The 15,801-nt window shown below is 64.3% G+C and carries 17 protein-coding genes; 9 read left to right on the top strand and 8 right to left on the bottom strand.

Annotated features, from left to right (window positions below):
• Nucleotides 1–12 precede the first annotated feature (12 nt).
• The 4 genes from araD1 to NKH06_RS06820 are packed head-to-tail and all read right to left on the bottom strand — an operon-like array spanning nucleotide 13 to nucleotide 4,349.
• Nucleotides 13–1,011 carry an AraD1 family protein gene (gene araD1, locus NKH06_RS06835; RefSeq protein ID WP_352772196.1) on the bottom strand — a complete coding sequence of 333 codons (999 nt, stop codon included), beginning with the start codon at nucleotides 1,009–1,011 and terminating at the stop codon, nucleotides 13–15.
• 34 nt (nucleotides 1,012–1,045) lie between these two features.
• Nucleotides 1,046–1,822, bottom strand: coding sequence for an SDR family NAD(P)-dependent oxidoreductase (locus NKH06_RS06830; RefSeq protein WP_352440067.1), 777 nt, complete (start codon nucleotides 1,820–1,822; stop codon nucleotides 1,046–1,048).
• Nucleotides 1,823–1,833: 11 nt separating this feature from the next.
• Nucleotides 1,834–3,561, bottom strand: coding sequence for an IlvD/Edd family dehydratase (locus tag NKH06_RS06825; protein WP_352892580.1), 1,728 nt, complete (start codon nucleotides 3,559–3,561; stop codon nucleotides 1,834–1,836).
• Nucleotides 3,558–4,349: a FadR/GntR family transcriptional regulator gene (locus tag NKH06_RS06820; protein ID WP_031212276.1), complete on the bottom strand. Its 792-nt coding sequence runs from the start codon at nucleotides 4,347–4,349 to the stop codon at nucleotides 3,558–3,560. The genes NKH06_RS06825 and NKH06_RS06820 overlap by 4 nt, the downstream gene beginning before the upstream one ends.
• 60 nt (nucleotides 4,350–4,409) lie before the next feature.
• On the opposite strand from NKH06_RS06820, the gene NKH06_RS06815 reads away from it, so the two are divergent.
• Nucleotides 4,410–5,339, top strand: a complete 930-nt coding sequence (locus tag NKH06_RS06815; protein WP_352440066.1) for an aldose 1-epimerase — start codon at nucleotides 4,410–4,412, stop codon at nucleotides 5,337–5,339.
• 18 nt (nucleotides 5,340–5,357) lie between these two features.
• Here NKH06_RS06815 and pcaQ read toward each other — a convergent pair whose 3' ends face one another.
• Complete coding sequence (pcaQ, locus tag NKH06_RS06810; protein ID WP_023808808.1) at nucleotides 5,358–6,275, bottom strand: pca operon transcription factor PcaQ; 918 nt, start codon at nucleotides 6,273–6,275, stop codon at nucleotides 5,358–5,360.
• Between the two features lie 92 nt (nucleotides 6,276–6,367).
• Between pcaQ and pcaD the strand changes: the two genes are divergently transcribed.
• Genes pcaD through pobA form a run of 6 tightly spaced genes read left to right on the top strand, consistent with a single transcriptional unit; the run spans nucleotide 6,368 to nucleotide 11,177 of the window.
• On the top strand, nucleotides 6,368–7,177 hold the full coding sequence (gene pcaD, locus NKH06_RS06805; RefSeq protein WP_023808807.1) for a 3-oxoadipate enol-lactonase: 810 nt from the start codon (nucleotides 6,368–6,370) through the stop codon (nucleotides 7,175–7,177).
• A complete protein-coding gene (pcaC, locus tag NKH06_RS06800; RefSeq protein WP_023808806.1) occupies nucleotides 7,170–7,577 on the top strand; it encodes a 4-carboxymuconolactone decarboxylase in 408 nt (135 codons plus the stop codon). The genes pcaD and pcaC overlap by 8 nt, the downstream gene beginning before the upstream one ends.
• Nucleotides 7,567–8,319 carry a protocatechuate 3,4-dioxygenase subunit beta gene (pcaH, locus tag NKH06_RS06795; RefSeq protein ID WP_023808805.1) on the top strand — a complete coding sequence of 251 codons (753 nt, stop codon included), beginning with the start codon at nucleotides 7,567–7,569 and terminating at the stop codon, nucleotides 8,317–8,319. The genes pcaC and pcaH overlap by 11 nt, the downstream gene beginning before the upstream one ends.
• Nucleotides 8,319–8,933 carry a protocatechuate 3,4-dioxygenase subunit alpha gene (gene pcaG, locus NKH06_RS06790; protein ID WP_023808804.1) on the top strand — a complete coding sequence of 205 codons (615 nt, stop codon included), beginning with the start codon at nucleotides 8,319–8,321 and terminating at the stop codon, nucleotides 8,931–8,933. Before pcaH ends, pcaG begins: the two co-directional genes overlap by 1 nt.
• Before the next feature lie 19 nt (nucleotides 8,934–8,952).
• A complete protein-coding gene (locus NKH06_RS06785) occupies nucleotides 8,953–10,005 on the top strand; it encodes a 3-carboxy-cis,cis-muconate cycloisomerase (RefSeq protein ID WP_352628508.1) in 1,053 nt (350 codons plus the stop codon).
• Nucleotides 10,005–11,177, top strand: coding sequence for a 4-hydroxybenzoate 3-monooxygenase (gene pobA / locus NKH06_RS06780; RefSeq protein WP_023808802.1), 1,173 nt, complete (start codon nucleotides 10,005–10,007; stop codon nucleotides 11,175–11,177). The genes NKH06_RS06785 and pobA overlap by 1 nt, the downstream gene beginning before the upstream one ends.
• Nucleotides 11,178–11,187: 10 nt before the next feature.
• Here pobA and NKH06_RS06775 read toward each other — a convergent pair whose 3' ends face one another.
• Nucleotides 11,188–11,658, bottom strand: a complete 471-nt coding sequence (locus tag NKH06_RS06775) for an NUDIX hydrolase (RefSeq protein WP_023808801.1) — start codon at nucleotides 11,656–11,658, stop codon at nucleotides 11,188–11,190.
• 173 nt (nucleotides 11,659–11,831) lie between these two features.
• Here NKH06_RS06775 and NKH06_RS06770 point away from each other — a divergent pair, with 173 nt between their 5' ends.
• On the top strand, nucleotides 11,832–12,365 hold the full coding sequence (locus tag NKH06_RS06770) for a sterol desaturase family protein (protein ID WP_023808800.1): 534 nt from the start codon (nucleotides 11,832–11,834) through the stop codon (nucleotides 12,363–12,365).
• A gap of 26 nt (nucleotides 12,366–12,391) precedes the next feature.
• Here the strand turns inward: NKH06_RS06770 and rsgA are convergent, their stop codons facing one another.
• Complete coding sequence (gene rsgA, locus NKH06_RS06765) at nucleotides 12,392–13,402, bottom strand: ribosome small subunit-dependent GTPase A (protein WP_031212275.1); 1,011 nt, start codon at nucleotides 13,400–13,402, stop codon at nucleotides 12,392–12,394.
• Between the two features lie 412 nt (nucleotides 13,403–13,814).
• Between rsgA and NKH06_RS06760 the strand changes: the two genes are divergently transcribed.
• On the top strand, nucleotides 13,815–14,849 hold the full coding sequence (locus tag NKH06_RS06760) for a LacI family DNA-binding transcriptional regulator (RefSeq protein WP_023808798.1): 1,035 nt from the start codon (nucleotides 13,815–13,817) through the stop codon (nucleotides 14,847–14,849).
• A gap of 10 nt (nucleotides 14,850–14,859) precedes the next feature.
• Here NKH06_RS06760 and NKH06_RS06755 read toward each other — a convergent pair whose 3' ends face one another.
• On the bottom strand, nucleotides 14,860–15,801 hold the full coding sequence (locus tag NKH06_RS06755) for an alpha/beta hydrolase (RefSeq protein ID WP_023808797.1): 942 nt from the start codon (nucleotides 15,799–15,801) through the stop codon (nucleotides 14,860–14,862).

Below are 15,801 nucleotides of genomic sequence, written 5' to 3'. Positions count from 1 at the left end.
GGGCCTGCGCCGTCACAGCTGGGTAACAGCGACCAGTCCCTCGTCCGGCACCGACACCATCCGGTTGCGCAGTGGCTTGCCGAATGTCTGTGCCTGGATTTCATACTCGTCGCCGGAAGCCGTCTTGACGCCGGAGGCGTAGCTCATCACCGCCGCGCCGAAGAAATGGGCATGCAGGTCGCCCGCCTTGCGGTGCATCGGGTAGCGGAAATGGAAGTGTTCGAGATTGGCGATCGAGTGCGACATGTGCGCTTCGCCCGACAGGAACTCCTGCTCCCAGATGACAGTGCCGTCGCGCAGGATGCGCGAATGGCCGCGCACTTCTTCGGGCAGGTCACCGATCAGCAGCTCGGGTCCGATGGAGCAGGAGCGAAGCTTGGAGTGGGCGAGGTAGAGGTAGTTCTCGCCCTCCGTCACATGGTCGGAATATTCGTTGCCGAGCGCATAGCCGATCCGATAGGGGCGGCCGTCCGGACCGTTGAGATAGAGGCCGACGATCTCGGCCTCTTCGGCGCCGGCGCGCGCGAAGGCCGGCATCGGTAGCGGCGCGCCGGGCGGCACGACACAGGTGCCGACGCCCTTGAAGAACCATTCGGGCTGGATGCCGATCTGCCCGGCGGCAGGCTTGCCGCCTTCCAGGCCCATACGGAAAATCTTCAGCGAATCCGATTCCTCGGTACCTTCGCCATGGGTCAGAACATGCATCTGGTTGCGCGCGGCGGCGCTTCCCGTGTGGGTCAGGCCGGTCCCGGTGACCAGGAAGCGCGCCGGTTCCGGATGGTCGACCGGAGCGAGCACCTGGCCATCGCGTAACAGTTGGTCGTAGTCGATTTTCGCTGTGCCCGTCTGCTTCTCGACCAGCGCTGCGATCGACGTGCCCTGGGCAATTGCCGCTTCGGCCAGCTCCAGCACGCTGCCGGTCTTTTCGAGCGGGTGCAGATGATTGCCGTCATCCGAGACACGGCCAACCCCTCTGCTGCCGTCGGCCATTCTGAACTGAACAAGACGCATGAATACTAACCTTCTTCCCTTGGAGCCGTACGGGTCACACCCAGCCCGCATCGACGATGAACTGCTGGCTCGTGCACATGCGGCTGTCGTCTGCGGCGAGAAACAGCGCCATGCGCGCGATATCGGAGGGTTGCAGCCGGTCGGGCAGGCACTGCCTTTCCGCGATCTGGCGTTCGCCGGCCGAGTTCAGCCACAGCCGCATCTGGCGCTCTGTCATGACCCATCCCGGCACCATGCAGTTGACGCGGATGCGTTCGGGGCCGAGTTCGCGAGCCAGCGCCCGCGTCATGCCGTAAACAGCCGCTTTCGCGGTGACATAGGCTGGGCAATCCGGATCGCCGACCATCCAGGTGATGGAGCCGAAATTGATGATCGAGCCGCCGCCCAGCGCATTCATCTGTGGACGCACCGCCTGCGCCGCGAAGAACTGATGGCGCAAATTGACCGCCATGCGGTCGTCCCAGTAGGCAACCGTCACGTCCTTGGTCTGGTGGCGGTCGTCATTGCCGGCATTGTTGCACAGCGCCTGGATAGGGCCGTTGTGCTGCATCGCCTGAACGGTTGCCGCCTGCAACTCTTCGACGTTGCGCAGGTCGCAGGAAATGAACAGCGGCGCGGCATGTCCCTCGGCCGAGATCGCGTCGACCAGACGCCGGGAAGGCTCCTCGGCCATGTCGACGAAGGCGACGCGGCTGCCTTGCGCGCAGAAATGGCGCACCAGGCTTTCGCCGATGCCACTGCCGCCGCCGGTTATGAAGACGCTGCGGCCCTTGAGGCTTGGATAGATCGCATAGCCGATTTCATCCGTCATCGCGCGCCTCTCTAGTGCGAATGCCGAGGAATGCCGGCATCGCGCCGACCGACGAGAAAGTCGAAATCGCAGCCCTTGTCGGCCTGCAGCACGCGCTCGACATAAAGGCTCTGATAGCCGCCTTCCGGCGGCGCCGGCGGCTTCCAGTCACGCCGGCGGATTGCGAGCTCTTCGTCCGATACCAAAAGCTCCAGCCGGCGGCCGGCGACATCGAGCTCGATAAGATCGCCGTCGCGCACCAGCGCCAGCGCGCCGCCTGCGGCTGCTTCGGGTGCCACGTGCAGAACCACGGTGCCGTAGGCGGTGCCGCTCATGCGCGCGTCCGAAATGCGCACCATGTCGGAGACGCCTTGCTTCAGCAGTTTCGCCGGCAGCGGCATGTTGCCGACCTCGGCCATTCCGGGATAACCGCGCGGTCCGCAATTCTTTAGTACCATCACCGAGGAGGCGTCGATGTCCAGCTCCGGATCGTCGATGCGGGCGTAGTAGTGCTCGATGTTCTCGAACACCACCGCCTTGCCGCGATGTTGCATCAGCGCGGGCGTTGCCGCGGACGGTTTGATGACTGCCCCGTCAGGCGCCAGATTGCCGCGCAGGATGGAGATGCCGCCTTCCTTGGTCAGCGGCTGGCTCAGCGGCCGGATCACCTCGCTGTTGTAGTTGGGCGCGCCGTCGATCAGTTCACCGATGGTCTTGGCGCTGACGGTCATGGCGTCGCGATGAAGAAGCCCCACTTCATCAAGCGACGCCATGACCGCAGCTAGCCCCCCGGCGTAGTAGAAATCTTCCATCAGGAACCGGCCCGACGGCATCAAATCGACAATAGTTGGAATGTCCCGGCCAAGGCGGTCCCAGTCATCGAGGCTGAGATCGACACCGATCCGGTTGGCGATGGCGATCAGATGCAGCACCGCATTGGTCGAGCCACCGATCGCGCCATTGACTCGAATGGCGTTCTCGAATGCTTCCCGGGTGAGGATCTGCGCGATTGTCACGTCCCTGCGGACGAGGTCGACGATCTGGCGTCCGGCCATCTGGGCGAGCACGCCACGGCGCGAATCCACCGCGGGGATCGCGGCGTTGTCCGGAAGGCCGATCCCGAGCGCCTCTACCATGCTGGCCATGGTCGAGGCCGTGCCCATTGTCATGCAGCTGCCCGCAGATCGGCTTTGGCCCTGCTCGGCGGCGAGAAAGTCGGCGACCGGCATCCGGCCGGCCTTAACTTCCTCGGCGAATTTCCAGACATGGGTGCCCGAGCCGATATCCTGTCCGCGGAACTTGCCGTTGAGCATCGGCCCGCCGGAAACGGCGATGGTCGGCAGGTTGCACGACGCGGCACCCATCAAGAGTGCCGGCGTGGTCTTGTCGCAGCCGACCAGCAGGATGACGCCATCGATGGGGTTGCCGCGGATGGACTCTTCGACATCCATGCTGACCAGATTGCGAAACAGCATGGCGGTCGGGCGCATGTTGCTCTCGCCGAGCGACATCACCGGGAATTCGAGCGGCAGGCCGCCCGCTTCATAGACGCCGCGTTTGACGTGATCGGCCAGCGCCCGCAGATGGGCATTGCATGGGGTCAGTTCCGACCAGGTGTTGCAGATGCCGATCACCGGGCGGCCATCGAAAGCGTCGGCGGGGATGCCCTGGTTCTTCATCCAACTGCGGTGCATGAAGGCGTTCTTGCCCTCACCGCCGAACCAGGCCTCGGACCGCAGCTTGCGTTTGGTGTCGGTCACGATGTCTGTTCCCGATCCTGGCGGCGCTTGTTGCGGCTTTCGACGCTGCGGCGCACGTCTTCCTCGGCATTGTCGATGAGCACCAGCAGCGCGTTTTGCGCACCAGTGGCGTCGCCGGATGCGATCTTTTCGGCCACTTCCCGATGCAGCGGCAAAGAATGACGCTGCCCGTCCGGATTGTCGTTGGAGAGGCGAAAGCTCATCACCAATGCGGTTTCGACCAGTGCCGCCAGCGAGCCGATCAGCTCATTGCCGGTCATGCGCAGGATGGTCTGATGGAACAAAAGATCGGGCTTGGCGAAGCGGTCGCCGTCGTCAACCACCGCTTCCATTTCGGCCAGCGCGGCATTGATCTCGGCAATCTGCGCCGGCGTGGCGCGTTGCGCGGCAAGTGCGGCCGACATCGGCTCGATGGCTCGGCGCAGCTCGAACAGCGCCCGGACATCGTCGGCGCTGACGCCGCCTGCGTAGCGCCATGACAGGACGTCCGGGTCGAGGAAATTCCAGTCGGCACGGGGACGCACCCTTGTGCCGGTCTTCGGCCGCGATTCGACCAGTCCCTTGCCGGCCAGCACCTTGATCGCCTCGCGCAGCACCGTGCGGCTGACCCCCAGCATCTCGCTGGAATCGTCGGCATTGGGCAGTGCCTCGCCGGGCAGGAAATCGCCTTGCACGATGCGCAATCCGATCTGCTCGACGACAGTCGCATGCAGCGCCGTCGAGCCGCTGGAGACCGCGACCGCAACCCTCGACGTGCGCGCCGTGCTGAAAGATTTCTTATTCTTCATACTATTCATATGATATGTCTTATCGGCATTGCGACTGGAGTCAAGGGAGGGGGAATGCCGGTGACAAAGAATTCCGCTGCCGTTGCCGAGCGGCATCAAGAGCTGGTCTCGATCAGCGATGGCATTGCGACTGTAGAGATTGCCCCGGCCGCCGGCGGCGCGCTGGCGTCGTATCGCTGGCGGCAAAACGGATCCGTCGTGGATTGGCTGCGTCCTGCGGATCAGGCGGCGATCGACAGCCGCGATGCCGGCGCCATGGCCTGCTTCCCGCTGGTTCCCTATTCCAATCGCATAAGGGGCGGGCGCTTCGCATTCGCGGGCCGCACCGTCGAACTGCCGACCAGCCCGGAAGATCCGCATCATGAGCATGGCCATGGCTGGCGTCGGCCATGGACAGTCGTCCGGCACGAAGCCAGCACCACCCTCCTATCTTATCGCCATGCCGCCGATTCCTGGCCGTGGAGCTATGAGGCAAGGCAAGCGATCTCGCTGGTCGATGGCGGGCTGATCATTGCCCTTTCGCTGCGCAATCTCTCGGACATGCCGATGCCGGCAGGCTTCGGCCTCCATCCCTATTTCCCGTCGACACCGTGGACACATGTCCAGGCGCAGGTATCCGGCATGTGGGAGACCGATGCGGAAATCCTGCCCACCCGGCACGTCCTGCCGCCCGCTGGCTCCAATCCTACCACCGGCTTCGACGTGTCGGAGACGGACTTCGACACGGTCTTCACCGGATGGACGCGCCGTGCCCGGATCTCCTGGCCGGAGCGTGGGCGGCAACTGGACATCGAGGCCGAGGCGCCGCTCGATTTCCTCGTCCTCTACACGCCGCCCGGCGAGCCATTCTTTTGCGCCGAGCCGGTCAGCAACATCACCGACGCCTTCAACCGCACGGGTGAAGCAGGCATCGACACCGGTTGCATCGTGCTGGCGCCTGGGCAGATGCGATCCGCAAGCGTTCGCTTCACGCCTTCGCAGGCGGCCTGATCGCCAATCTGAGCCGCATCAACTGCTTTGCTTTGCTGCTTCGCGGATGGTCTGCAGCAGGATGGAGAAGGCCGGCGAGGGCGCCGTGTCGGTGCGCATGGTCAGACCGACCGGTCCCTTGGTTTCCTCGGTGTTGACCGGCAAGGCGACGAAGGCGCCGCTGCCGAGTTCGTTGGCAACGACGCCAGCCGAAATGATCCAGACGGCATTGCTCTGCCGCAGGAAGGCTCGGCCGAAGGAGTCCGAGACGGTTTCGATCTCGGTTGCCGGCGCCGTCATGCCGTTGGTGATGAACAGGCGGTCGACGAAGGGGCGGATGACCGATTCCCGCGTCGGCATCAGCATCGGGAATTCGTCGAGCCGTGCGAACACATCCTGTCCTGGATCGAGCAGCGGATGTCCCGCCCGCACCACGAACAGCACCGGTTCGGAATAGAGGTGCTCGAAGAAGAAGCCGGTCATGTTCTCCGGCGCCGCCAGCCGTCCGACGACGAGATCCAGTGCGCCGGTTCGCAACTGTTCGAGCAGCACCGCATTCTCGCCGGTGACGATCTTGATCGCCGCACCGGCGCTCTCCTTGAGGAACAAGGTCATGGCGAGCGGCATCACCCGCGCCGAGACCGTCGGCAGCGCGCCGATGCGGATCGGGTGCCGGTTGACCGCTCCGTCCTGCCGGACGGAATCGACGCCTTGCTTGAGCGCCGTGATCGCCGTGCCGGCATGGCGAAGGAAGATTTCGCCGATGCGCGTCAGTCGGATGCCGCGGCCGTCGCGCTCCACCACCGCCACCCCCAGCGCCTCTTCCAGTTCGCGCAATGTCTTGGTCACCGCCGGCGGGCTGACATGCAGCAAGTCGGCCGCTCGCGCCACGCTTCCTTGCCGCGCAACTTCCAGGAATGCCTGCAGGTGACGGAACCGGATGCGGCTATGGGACATGGATTGATAACCCATGAGTTAATGAAACGACGCAAAATATCATTTTACCGAACCAAACGCCTTGTGCAATGTGGAGGCGGAGGACCAAAACCGTGCCATTCGTCACCATCGGCGGCATCACGCTGCACCATCGCCACACCAAGGCGGCCGGCAATGCACGCCCGATCATATTCATCAATTCGCTGGGCACCGACTTCCGGGTCTGGGACGAAATTGTCTCGGCGCTCGATGGTGAAATGCCGCTGCTGGTCTATGACAAGCGCGGCCATGGGCTGTCCGATATCGGCGACATCAGATCGATCGACGATCATGTCGACGATCTCTCGGCGCTCGTCGATCATTTCGGGTTGAGCAAGGTCGTGCTGTGCGGCCTGTCGGTCGGCGGCCTGATCGCACAAGGCTTCTATCGCCGGCGCCCAGAAATGGTCGAAGGCCTGATCCTTTGCGACACGGCCCACAAGATCGGCACGACAGACAGCTGGAACACACGCATCGCGACGGTCGAAAGCAAGGGCATCCAGGCCGTTGCGGATGGCGTGCTCAAAGTGTGGTTCACCCCCGCCTTCCACGCGGCGCGTCTGGCCGAGCTGGACGGTTATTGGAACATGATGACCAGGCAAGCGCTTGCCGGTTACGTCGGGACTTGCATGGCCGTTCGCGATGCGGATTTCACCGATGCCGCACGCCACATAGCGGTGCCGACGCTCTGCGTCGCCGGCGATCAGGATGGCTCGACGCCTCCCGATCTTGTCCGCTCCCTGGCCGAGCTGATCCCCGGCGCGCGCTTCGAAATCATCCGCGACGCCGGGCACATTCCTTGCGTCGAACAGCCAGAGGCGCTGGTCGCCCTGATCCGCGATTTTATCGCATCGCTTGCCCCTGGAGCCGAAACCCATGGATGAAGTCCCCGGCAACGAAGCCAGATATCGCACCGGCCTCGCGGTGCGGCGCTCCGTGCTTGGCGACCGGCATGTCGACCGGGCCGAGGTCGCCGCCACCGATTTCGACCAGCCTTTCCAGGAACTGATCACCGAGGCCGCCTGGGGTACCGTGTGGGCGCGGCCGGGCTTCACCAAGCGCGAGCGTTCGATCGTCACGCTGGCGCTGCTCGCCGCACTCGGCCATGATGAGGAGGTCGCCATGCATGTGCGCGCCACCGTCAACACCGGTGCTTCGCGCGACGACGTCTGCGAGGCGTTCCTGCATGTCGCCATCTATGCCGGCGTGCCGGCCGCCAACCGTGCCTTCAGAATAGCCAAGGACGTGTTTTCGGAAATGGACGGAGCCAGGAATGCCCGCTGAGTCCGGCTCGACGAGGCCCGAGACCGGCGCCTTCTTCCGGCGCGATCGGACCTGGCATCCGCCGGCTCTGACGCCGAATTATAAGACCTCGATGCTGCGCTCGCCGCAAAAAGCCCCCCTCGTCTTCGACAACACGCTGTCGGAGATTGCAGGCCCCGTTTTCGGCCACGCAATATTGGGCGAACTTGACGCCGACCTGATCCACAATTTCGCCAGGCCCGGCGAGAGCGCGCTCGGCGAGCGGATTATCGTCCATGGCCGAGTGCTCGACGAGCGAGGCGTTGGCGTGCCCGGCGCGCTGCTCGAATTCTGGCAGGCCAATGCCGGCGGCCGCTATCGCCACAAGAAGGATGGCTATCTGGCGCCGCTCGACCCGAATTTTGGCGGCTGCGGCCGAGCCCTCACCACCGAGGACGGCGGCTATGCGTTTCGCACCGTCAAGCCTGGACCCTATCCCTGGCCGAATGGGCCGAACGACTGGCGCCCCTCGCACATTCATTTCTCGGTGTTCGGCCACGGCTTTGCCCAGCGGCTGATCACGCAGATGTATTTCGAGGGCGACCCGCTGATCTGGCAGTGCCCGATCGCGCGCGGCATTCCCGACAAGGCAGCCGTTGAGACGCTGATCGCCGCGCTCGACATGCAAGCGACGATCCCCTTCGACGCGCGCGCCTACAAGTTCGACATCGTGCTGCGCGGGCGCCGCGCGTCGCTGTTCGAAAACAGGCTGGAGGGCAATTGATGGCCCAGTCGCTCGACCGGCTCAGGGAAAGCCCTTCGCAGACCGCCGGACCCTACGTTCATATCGGGCTGACACCCAATTTCTGCGGCATCGGCGGCGTCTATCCCAGTGATCTCGGCGCCACCATGGTCAACGACAAGACCAAGGGCGAGCGCATCGGCCTGCGCATCCGGGTGCTCGATGGCACCGGCACGCCGCTCAAGGACGCGCTGATCGAGATCTGGCAAGCGGATGCGGATGGGCTCTACAATTCGCCGGCCGAACTGCGTGGTGCTGCCGATCCGAATTTCTTCGGCTGGGGCCGTTGCCCGACCGATATGGACACCGGCCTCTGCACGTTCGAGACGGTCAAGCCTGGCCGCGTCCCGTTCAACGATGGTCGCCTGATGGCGCCGCATATCACGCTCTGGATCGTCGCCCGCGGCATCAATCTCGGCCTGCACACAAGGCTGTATTTTTCCGACGAGGAAAAGGCCAATGCCGGGGATGCGATCCTGGCACGCATCGAGCACCGCGTCCGCGTGCCGACGCTAATCGCCGAGCGCAAGGGCGATACCTACATCTTCGATGTCCATCTCCAGGGGGAGAAGGAAACGGTCTTCTTCGATAGCTGATGCTCAGGAGGCCTGTGACATGACTGTATCGCCTTTCGACCATCCGCTGCTCTCCGCTCTTCTCGGCGACGAAGAAGCGGCGAGGCATTTTTCCGTTGAGGCGGAAATCGAGGCCATGCTGGCCTTTGAACAGGCGCTGTCGCAAGCGGAGGCCGATAACGGGATAATCCCCAAGGATGCCGGGGCAGCGATCGTGGCGGCGCTTGGCACCTTCCGGCCGGACACGGCTCTGCTGCGAGCCGGGGTCGCCAAGGACGGCGTCATGGTGCCGGAGCTGGTGCGCCAGATCAGGGCTGCGGTCGGCGAACCGCATGGCCGGAAAGTGCATTTCGGTGCGACCAGCCAGGATGTGATCGACACCGGCCTGATGCTTCGGCTGAAATCCGTCGTCGAGCATCTCGATCTGCTGTTGACCGAAACCGTCATACGCCTCGCTTCGCTCAAAGAGCGTTTTGGCGGCAGGGCGCTGACCGGGATGACGCGCATGCAGAAGGCGCTTCCGATCAAAGTGGCCGATCGCGTCAGGGTGTGGCGGGCGCCGCTGCAACGGCATCAGGAGAGGCTATCCGAGCAGTCCAGGCGTCTGCTGGTGGTGCAATTCGGCGGTGCCGCCGGCACGCTGGAAAAGCTTGATGACAAGGGGCCGGCGGTGCGCGCGGCACTTGCCGCCAGGCTTGGTCTTGGCGACGCACCGCAGTGGCACAGCCAGCGTGACGCGCTCGCCGACTTTGCCGGCCTGATGTCATTGGTATCAGGCAGCCTCGGCAAGTTCGGCCAGGACATCGCGCTGCTGGCGCAAGGTGGAACCGAGATCGAGCTTTCCAGTGGCGGCGGCTCGTCGGCCATGCCGCACAAGAAGAACCCGGTGAAGGCCGAAGCGCTGGTGGCGCTTGCCCGCTTCAACGCCACGCAGCTTGCCGGCATGCATCACGCGCTCGTGCATGAGCAGGAGCGGTCGGGTGCTGCCTGGACGCTGGAGTGGCTATTGCTGCCGCAGATGGTCGTCGCAACGGCCGCGTCGCTGCGCCTTGCCGCCGAACTGGCCGCACAGGTCGAAAGTCTCGGCCACTGATGCGCACGCAAATCGTCGTCATCGGGTCCGGGCCGTCCGGGCTGCTGCTTGGGCAACTGCTGGCCGGCATCGGCGTAGAGACGGTCATTCTGGAACGTGCGAGCCGCGAGCACGTGCTTGGCCGCGTGCGGGCAGGGGTGCTCGAACAGGGCACCGTCGAATTGCTGGAACAGGCCGGCGCGGCGGCAAGGCTGCATGCCGAAGGGCTGCCGCACACTGGCATCTCGCTCGCCTTCGACGGACGCTTGCATCGCATCGACCTCGAGGCGCTGACCGGCGGCAGGCATGTCACCGTCTATGGCCAGACCGAGGTGACGCACGATTTGATGGACAAGCGCGACGCGGCAGGGCTGACCACGATCTACGAGGCGGCAAATGTCGCTCTGCACGATTTCGACGGCACCGCGCCTTTCGCCACCTATGACAAGGACGGCGTCACGCATCGCATCGACTGCGACTTCGTTGCCGGCTGCGACGGCTATCATGGCGTCAGCCGCAAATCGGTGCCCGAGCGTGCGCTAAAAATCTTCGAGCGGCGGTATCCGTTCGGCTGGCTCGGCGTGCTGGCCGAGGTGCCGCCAGCCGACCGCGAACTGGTCTACGCCAATCACGAGCGGGGTTTTGCGCTGTGCTCGATGCGCTCGACGCATCGCAGCCGCTACTATGTGCAGTGCCCGCAGGACGATCGCGTGGAGGCGTGGTCGGATGAGCGCTTCTGGGACGAGTTGCGCCGCCGCTTGCCGGAGCAGACGGCGGCAAATGTCGTCACTGGACCGTCCTTCGAGAAATCGATCGCGCCGCTGCGCTCCTTCGTTGCCGAGCCGCTGCGCTTCGGCCGGCTCTTCCTGGTCGGTGATGCCGCCCACATCGTGCCGCCGACCGGCGCCAAGGGCCTCAACCTCGCCGCCAGCGACGTGCGCTATCTCTTTGCCGGCCTGCACGATTTCTATCGCGACAAGTCAACGGCCGGCATCGACGCCTATTCAGGCAAGGCTCTGGCACGGGTCTGGAAAGCGGTGCGTTTCTCCTGGTGGATGACGACGATGCTGCACCGCTTTCCAGACACCGGCGAGTTCGGCCAGCGCATCCAGGAGGCCGAACTCGACTACCTCGTGCAGTCACGTGCCGCATCGACCGCGCTCGCCGAGAACTATGTCGGCCTGCCGTACTGAGGGCCGCGGATCATCCGGCGCCTTGCTGCCTGGCAAAGTCCGACAGCATCGGGCGCTGCCCTTTGAGGATCTTCACCTCGGCCTCGGCCAAGGTGAACCAGCCCGCTCTGTCCACCTCCGGGAACTCCTTCAGGAATCCCGACCTTGGCGGCCATTCCATGGTAAAAATGTTGCTCGTGATGGCGGCGACATCAATGTCGGCGGTCGCCTCGACAGACCAGGCCATGACGATCTTTCCGCCTGGTTGCCTGTAGTCGCCGAGACGCGTGAAGGACCCATCGACCCTGATGCCGAGCTCTTCCTCGGTCTCGCGCTGCGCTGCCGCCAACTCGTCCTCGTTCTCGCCGATGAGGCCCTTCGGTATCGACCACGCACCGTCGTCCTTCTTCGCCCAAAACGGTCCGCCCGGATGAACCAGCAACACCCTGAGATCGCCGTCGCCGCGGCGATAGATCAGCAATCCCGCACTGCGTTTTGCCATTGTGATACGTCCGTTTGCGAAGCCGGCAGCCTGCCGATGGTCCTTGAATCGTTGACGCGAACCTTGCACCTAGGGATTGCGACGCTATGTCAGGTTCGTCTGCATTGCACCTCACCCGCGAGTCCGGCAATCTGATACCATCGCTTATTTGGCGGCTCGAAGGCTAGGTGACGATGCAACTCGGTCTTATTGGCTACTATAGCGACTTCGTCGTGTATCCGCTGGTAATCGCCGTGCTGGCAGTGGCCGGGCTGCTCGAGGCCGGCGAAGAGAGTGCACCAGGCTGGATCGGCACGGTCCTCGCCTGTCTAGGCCTCTGGACGCTGATCGAGTATGTGCTGCACAGGTTCGTTCTTCACCATATTCCCTACATCAAGGACCTGCATGATCGTCACCATGTCGAGGAGCGCAGTTCGGTGGGCACCCCGACCTGGCTCAGCCTCGGGGTGCATGCGCTGATCGCGTTTGTGCCCGTTTGGGTGGTCTCGGACTTCGCAACCGCGAGCGCGGTAAGCTGCGGGCTGATGCTGGGGTACCTCTGGTACATCAGCATCCACCACATGATCCATCACTGGCACCCCGCCCATCCGAGCTATCTCTACACGCTCAAGCGCCGACACGCCGTGCATCATCATGTCGACGAAAACGCCAATTTCGGCGTGACGTCGATATTCTGGGATCGGGTTTTCGGGACGGCGCGGCTCTAGTCCGAGGCCAGACCAACCCCAACCGTTCAACGCCTCTTCCCGCGACCGCCGGGAGACTTGGCTCCGCGGGGGCCGCTCTGAACCGGCGTGTTGTTCTGGTTCTCGTCGGACAGTTTTCGCCAGCGGGCAAGGCGCTCCGGATCGAGCGTCCCGGCCTTTAAGGCAGCCTGCACAGCGCAGCCCGGCTCATGCACATGCGTGCAGTCGCGGAACTTGCAGAGCGGCGCGAGCTCGGTGATTTCGGCAAACAGCGTGTCGATGCCGGAGGCGACGTCGCTGACCTGCAAAGTCCGCATGCCCGGCGTATCGATCACCCAGCCGCCGCCGGCAATGGCGTGCAGCGATCGCGACGTGGTGGTGTGGCGTCCCTTGGAATCGTGCTCGCGAATGCCTCCGGTCTGTTGCGGCGATTGCTGCGCCGATCCGGCCAGCGTGTTGACCAGCGTCGATTTGCCGACGCCGGAGGAGCCGATCAGCGCCACCGTCTGGCCGACACCGCACCAGGCAGCCAGGGCGGTTGCCGCATCCGATGTGCGGGGGTTCAGCATCACGACCGGCAATCCGCGCTGCAACGCGGCAGCCTGCCTTTCATAGGTCTCGGCGTCTTCAGCGGTATCGGCCTTGGTCAGCAGGATCACCGGCGTCGTTCCGGCTTCATTGGCCAGCGCCAGGTAGCGCTCGAGCCTGGCGGGATTGAAGTCGGCATTGCACGAGGTGACGATGAACAGCGTGTCGACATTGGCCGCGGCAAGCTGCGGCACCCTGCCGCCCTGGGTGCGGCGTTCCAACACCGTCTTGCGGGACAGGCGGCGCTGGACAAGGTGTTCATGCCCATCGACCAGCACCCAGTCGCCGACCGCATAGTCACCGGTGTTCGCCTGCGCCGGCAGCGTCAGATCGACCGGCCCTGCCTGCGACAGGCCGGTCAGGCGATCGCGGTGGACGGTGGCGATCCGCGTCGGCACGAGATCGGCGTCGTCGGGCTCGAGCTGATCAGCGAAAAAATCCGTCCAGCCCAGGCTGGCGAGAGATGGCATGGAAGAATCCGTCACGGCTTTGACCACGGCGTCGCAGACATCGGACAGTATCCCTGGCAGGTGGCGAACGGGCGAGGCGATTGCCCAAGCCGTGTATGGGCGGCATGGCGACATTTGGCAAGCAGGCCCGTAGCCGAGAGCGAGCGGCAAGCTTCTGCAGCCTATCCCTTGATAGTCGAACTGACGATCAAGTCGACGAAACAGCGCTGTCCGAAAGCGTTTGGCGGGAAAACGGCGGCGAGCCACGTCAGCTTTAAACGTTAACAAATAATTTGACGCATGCAATTTTTTTGCGCTCTATTGGTAACCGTGAAAATTGACTGAATAAGTTCTGTCGAGCATTGTCGCATCCGGTCAACGGCCGCATGACTGGTGGCGGGGCCGATCATGGCAGGGGATCAGGAATATATCGATGGCGGAGAAGACACACCGCACGATGGACGACTTCGCCCAGGCATGCGGCGTGTCCCGGCCGACGCTGTCCAAATATTTCGACGATCCGGCGAGCGTGAAGCCGGCGACGCGGGCGCGCATCGAAGCCGCCCTGCGCTCCTCGGACTATCAGCCCAACCTTTTCGCCCGCAACCTCAACCGCAAGCGCACCCGCAACATCGGCATCGTCGTGCCGACGATCACCGATCCGTTCTACGCCGAGATGGTCAGCCGCATCGAATTTCGCTGCCGCGACGAAGGCTACTGGCCGATCGTCATCTCCTCGCATGGTTCGCCGAAGCTGGAGGCGGAGTCGGTCAGGACGCTGCTGTCCCTGAAGGTCGCCGGCGCGATCATCGCCCCACTGGGCCTGGCTTCTGACCGCGGCGTCTTCGACAAGCTCGGGCAGGACATTCCGATCGTCTATTTCGACACCTATATCGAGGGCGATACGCCGTTCGTTGGCAACGACAACCGGCAGAGCGTCTCGACCATCGTCGACTATCTCTGCCGTTCGGGTGAGCCGCCGGTCTATCTTGACATCCCACACGTCAACCACAACTCCGGCGAACGCCAGGAAAGCTACATCGTCGCGATGGAGACCGCCGGGTTCAAGCCGGTCGTCATCGAGGCCGCCCGCGATTACACCTGGGACTTCGAACGCATCGGCTACGAGCAGACGGAAAAAATGCTGGAGGCCGGCGCCTTGCCCGGCCGCACAATCCTGTGTGCCAACGATCGTCTCGCCTTTGGCGTGATGGCGGCTGCGTTCTCGCGCGGCCTGAAGGTCGGCCGCAGGCCCGATTGCGATCTGCGCGTTGCCGCGCATGACGATCATCCGCTGAGCCGCTACACCTGCCCGGCGCTGACCACCATGGCGCAGGATTTCGCCGCCATGGCCGGGCGCAGCGTCGAGATCCTGCTGGCCTTGCTGGACGAGGCCGATCCGCCGAAGCAGGGCATGGCGCGCACCGTCAAGCTCGGCGCCACCCTGGTGATGCGTCAGTCAGCCTGAGCGACCTGCATCAGCTTTTCTCGAACTGGCGCCAGGCGGCCACCGCCTCGGCCACCGCTTGCCGGGCAGCGGGGATATGGCGTCCCATCGAGACGAAGCCGTGGATCTGGCCCGGCCATTGCCGCAGGATGAGCGGAACGCCCGCGGCTTGCAGGCGCGCCGCATAGGCTGCCCCTTCGTCGGCGAGGATGTCGCAGCCGGCAAGCGCCACAAAAGCCGGCGCCGCGCCGGCGAGGGCAGGCGCCAGCAAGGGCGAGACGCGCCAGTCCGTGATATCGTCGGGCGTTCGCAAATAATGGTCGCGGAACCAGGCCATGGTGGTTGCGGTGAGCCCGAAGCCGTCGCCGAAACGCCGGTAGCTGTCGGATGTCTGCCGCGCGTCGGTGTTGGGATAGATCAGGATCTGCGCGGCAAGGGACGGCGCCAGCCCATCGCGGGCGAGCAGCGCCAGCACGGCGGCGAGATTGCCGCCGGCGCTGTCGCCGGCCACACCGATGCGTCTGATGTCGATGCCGAGATCGGCGGCGTTCTCGGCCAGGAAACGAAGAGTTGCCAGACAATCCTCGAGCCCGGCGGGAAATTTATGGTCCGGTGCCAGGCGATAGTCAGGACAGACAATGACGGCGTTGCCGAGATTGGCCATCAGGCGACAGATCTCGTCATGCGAATCGAGGTTGCCGATGACCCAGCCGCCGCCATGCAAATAGAGCAGCGCCGGCGCCCCGCTTTGCGGTGCGCCGATGCCGCGATGGATGCGGAGCGCAATAGGCCCATTCGGCCCGTCGATCTGCCGTTCCTGGGTCGCAGCGACCGGCTCGTGCTCACCCTGTAGCGCCGGGAACGAGGCGTTGTAGGCAGTTCGCGCCGCCGCCACGCTGCCGGTCTCGAATGGCTCGCCGCCGGCTGCACGACCAATTTCGAGGACGCGCAGCGCATCCGGATCGAGCGTCAT

The sequence above is a fragment of the Mesorhizobium sp. M1342 genome, from assembly GCF_040317955.1.
Taxonomy (GTDB): Bacteria; Pseudomonadota; Alphaproteobacteria; order Rhizobiales; family Rhizobiaceae; genus Mesorhizobium.
This window is presented reverse-complemented; position numbering and strand designations above follow the sequence as displayed.

Excerpts from the sequence above, each read along its gene's own strand:
- araD1 (WP_352772196.1), bottom strand. The coding sequence starts at position 1,011 with ATGCGTCTTGTTCAGTTCAGAATGGCCGACGGCAGCAGAGGGGTTGGC.
- NKH06_RS06830 (WP_352440067.1), bottom strand. The coding sequence starts at position 1,822 with ATGACGGATGAAATCGGCTATGCGATCTATCCAAGCCTCAAGGGCCGC.
- NKH06_RS06820 (WP_031212276.1), bottom strand. The coding sequence starts at position 4,349 with ATGAAGAATAAGAAATCTTTCAGCACGGCGCGCACGTCGAGGGTTGCG.
- pcaQ (WP_023808808.1), bottom strand. The coding sequence starts at position 6,275 with ATGTCCCATAGCCGCATCCGGTTCCGTCACCTGCAGGCATTCCTGGAA.
- pcaC (WP_023808806.1), top strand. The coding sequence starts at position 7,170 with ATGGATGAAGTCCCCGGCAACGAAGCCAGATATCGCACCGGCCTCGCG.
- pcaH (WP_023808805.1), top strand. The coding sequence starts at position 7,567 with ATGCCCGCTGAGTCCGGCTCGACGAGGCCCGAGACCGGCGCCTTCTTC.
- pcaG (WP_023808804.1), top strand. The coding sequence starts at position 8,319 with ATGGCCCAGTCGCTCGACCGGCTCAGGGAAAGCCCTTCGCAGACCGCC.
- NKH06_RS06785 (WP_352628508.1), top strand. The coding sequence starts at position 8,953 with ATGACTGTATCGCCTTTCGACCATCCGCTGCTCTCCGCTCTTCTCGGC.
- pobA (WP_023808802.1), top strand. The coding sequence starts at position 10,005 with ATGCGCACGCAAATCGTCGTCATCGGGTCCGGGCCGTCCGGGCTGCTG.
- NKH06_RS06775 (WP_023808801.1), bottom strand. The coding sequence starts at position 11,658 with ATGGCAAAACGCAGTGCGGGATTGCTGATCTATCGCCGCGGCGACGGC.
- NKH06_RS06770 (WP_023808800.1), top strand. The coding sequence starts at position 11,832 with ATGCAACTCGGTCTTATTGGCTACTATAGCGACTTCGTCGTGTATCCG.
- rsgA (WP_031212275.1), bottom strand. The coding sequence starts at position 13,402 with ATGCCATCTCTCGCCAGCCTGGGCTGGACGGATTTTTTCGCTGATCAG.
- NKH06_RS06760 (WP_023808798.1), top strand. The coding sequence starts at position 13,815 with ATGGCGGAGAAGACACACCGCACGATGGACGACTTCGCCCAGGCATGC.
- NKH06_RS06755 (WP_023808797.1), bottom strand. The coding sequence starts at position 15,801 with ATGACGCTCGATCCGGATGCGCTGCGCGTCCTCGAAATTGGTCGTGCA.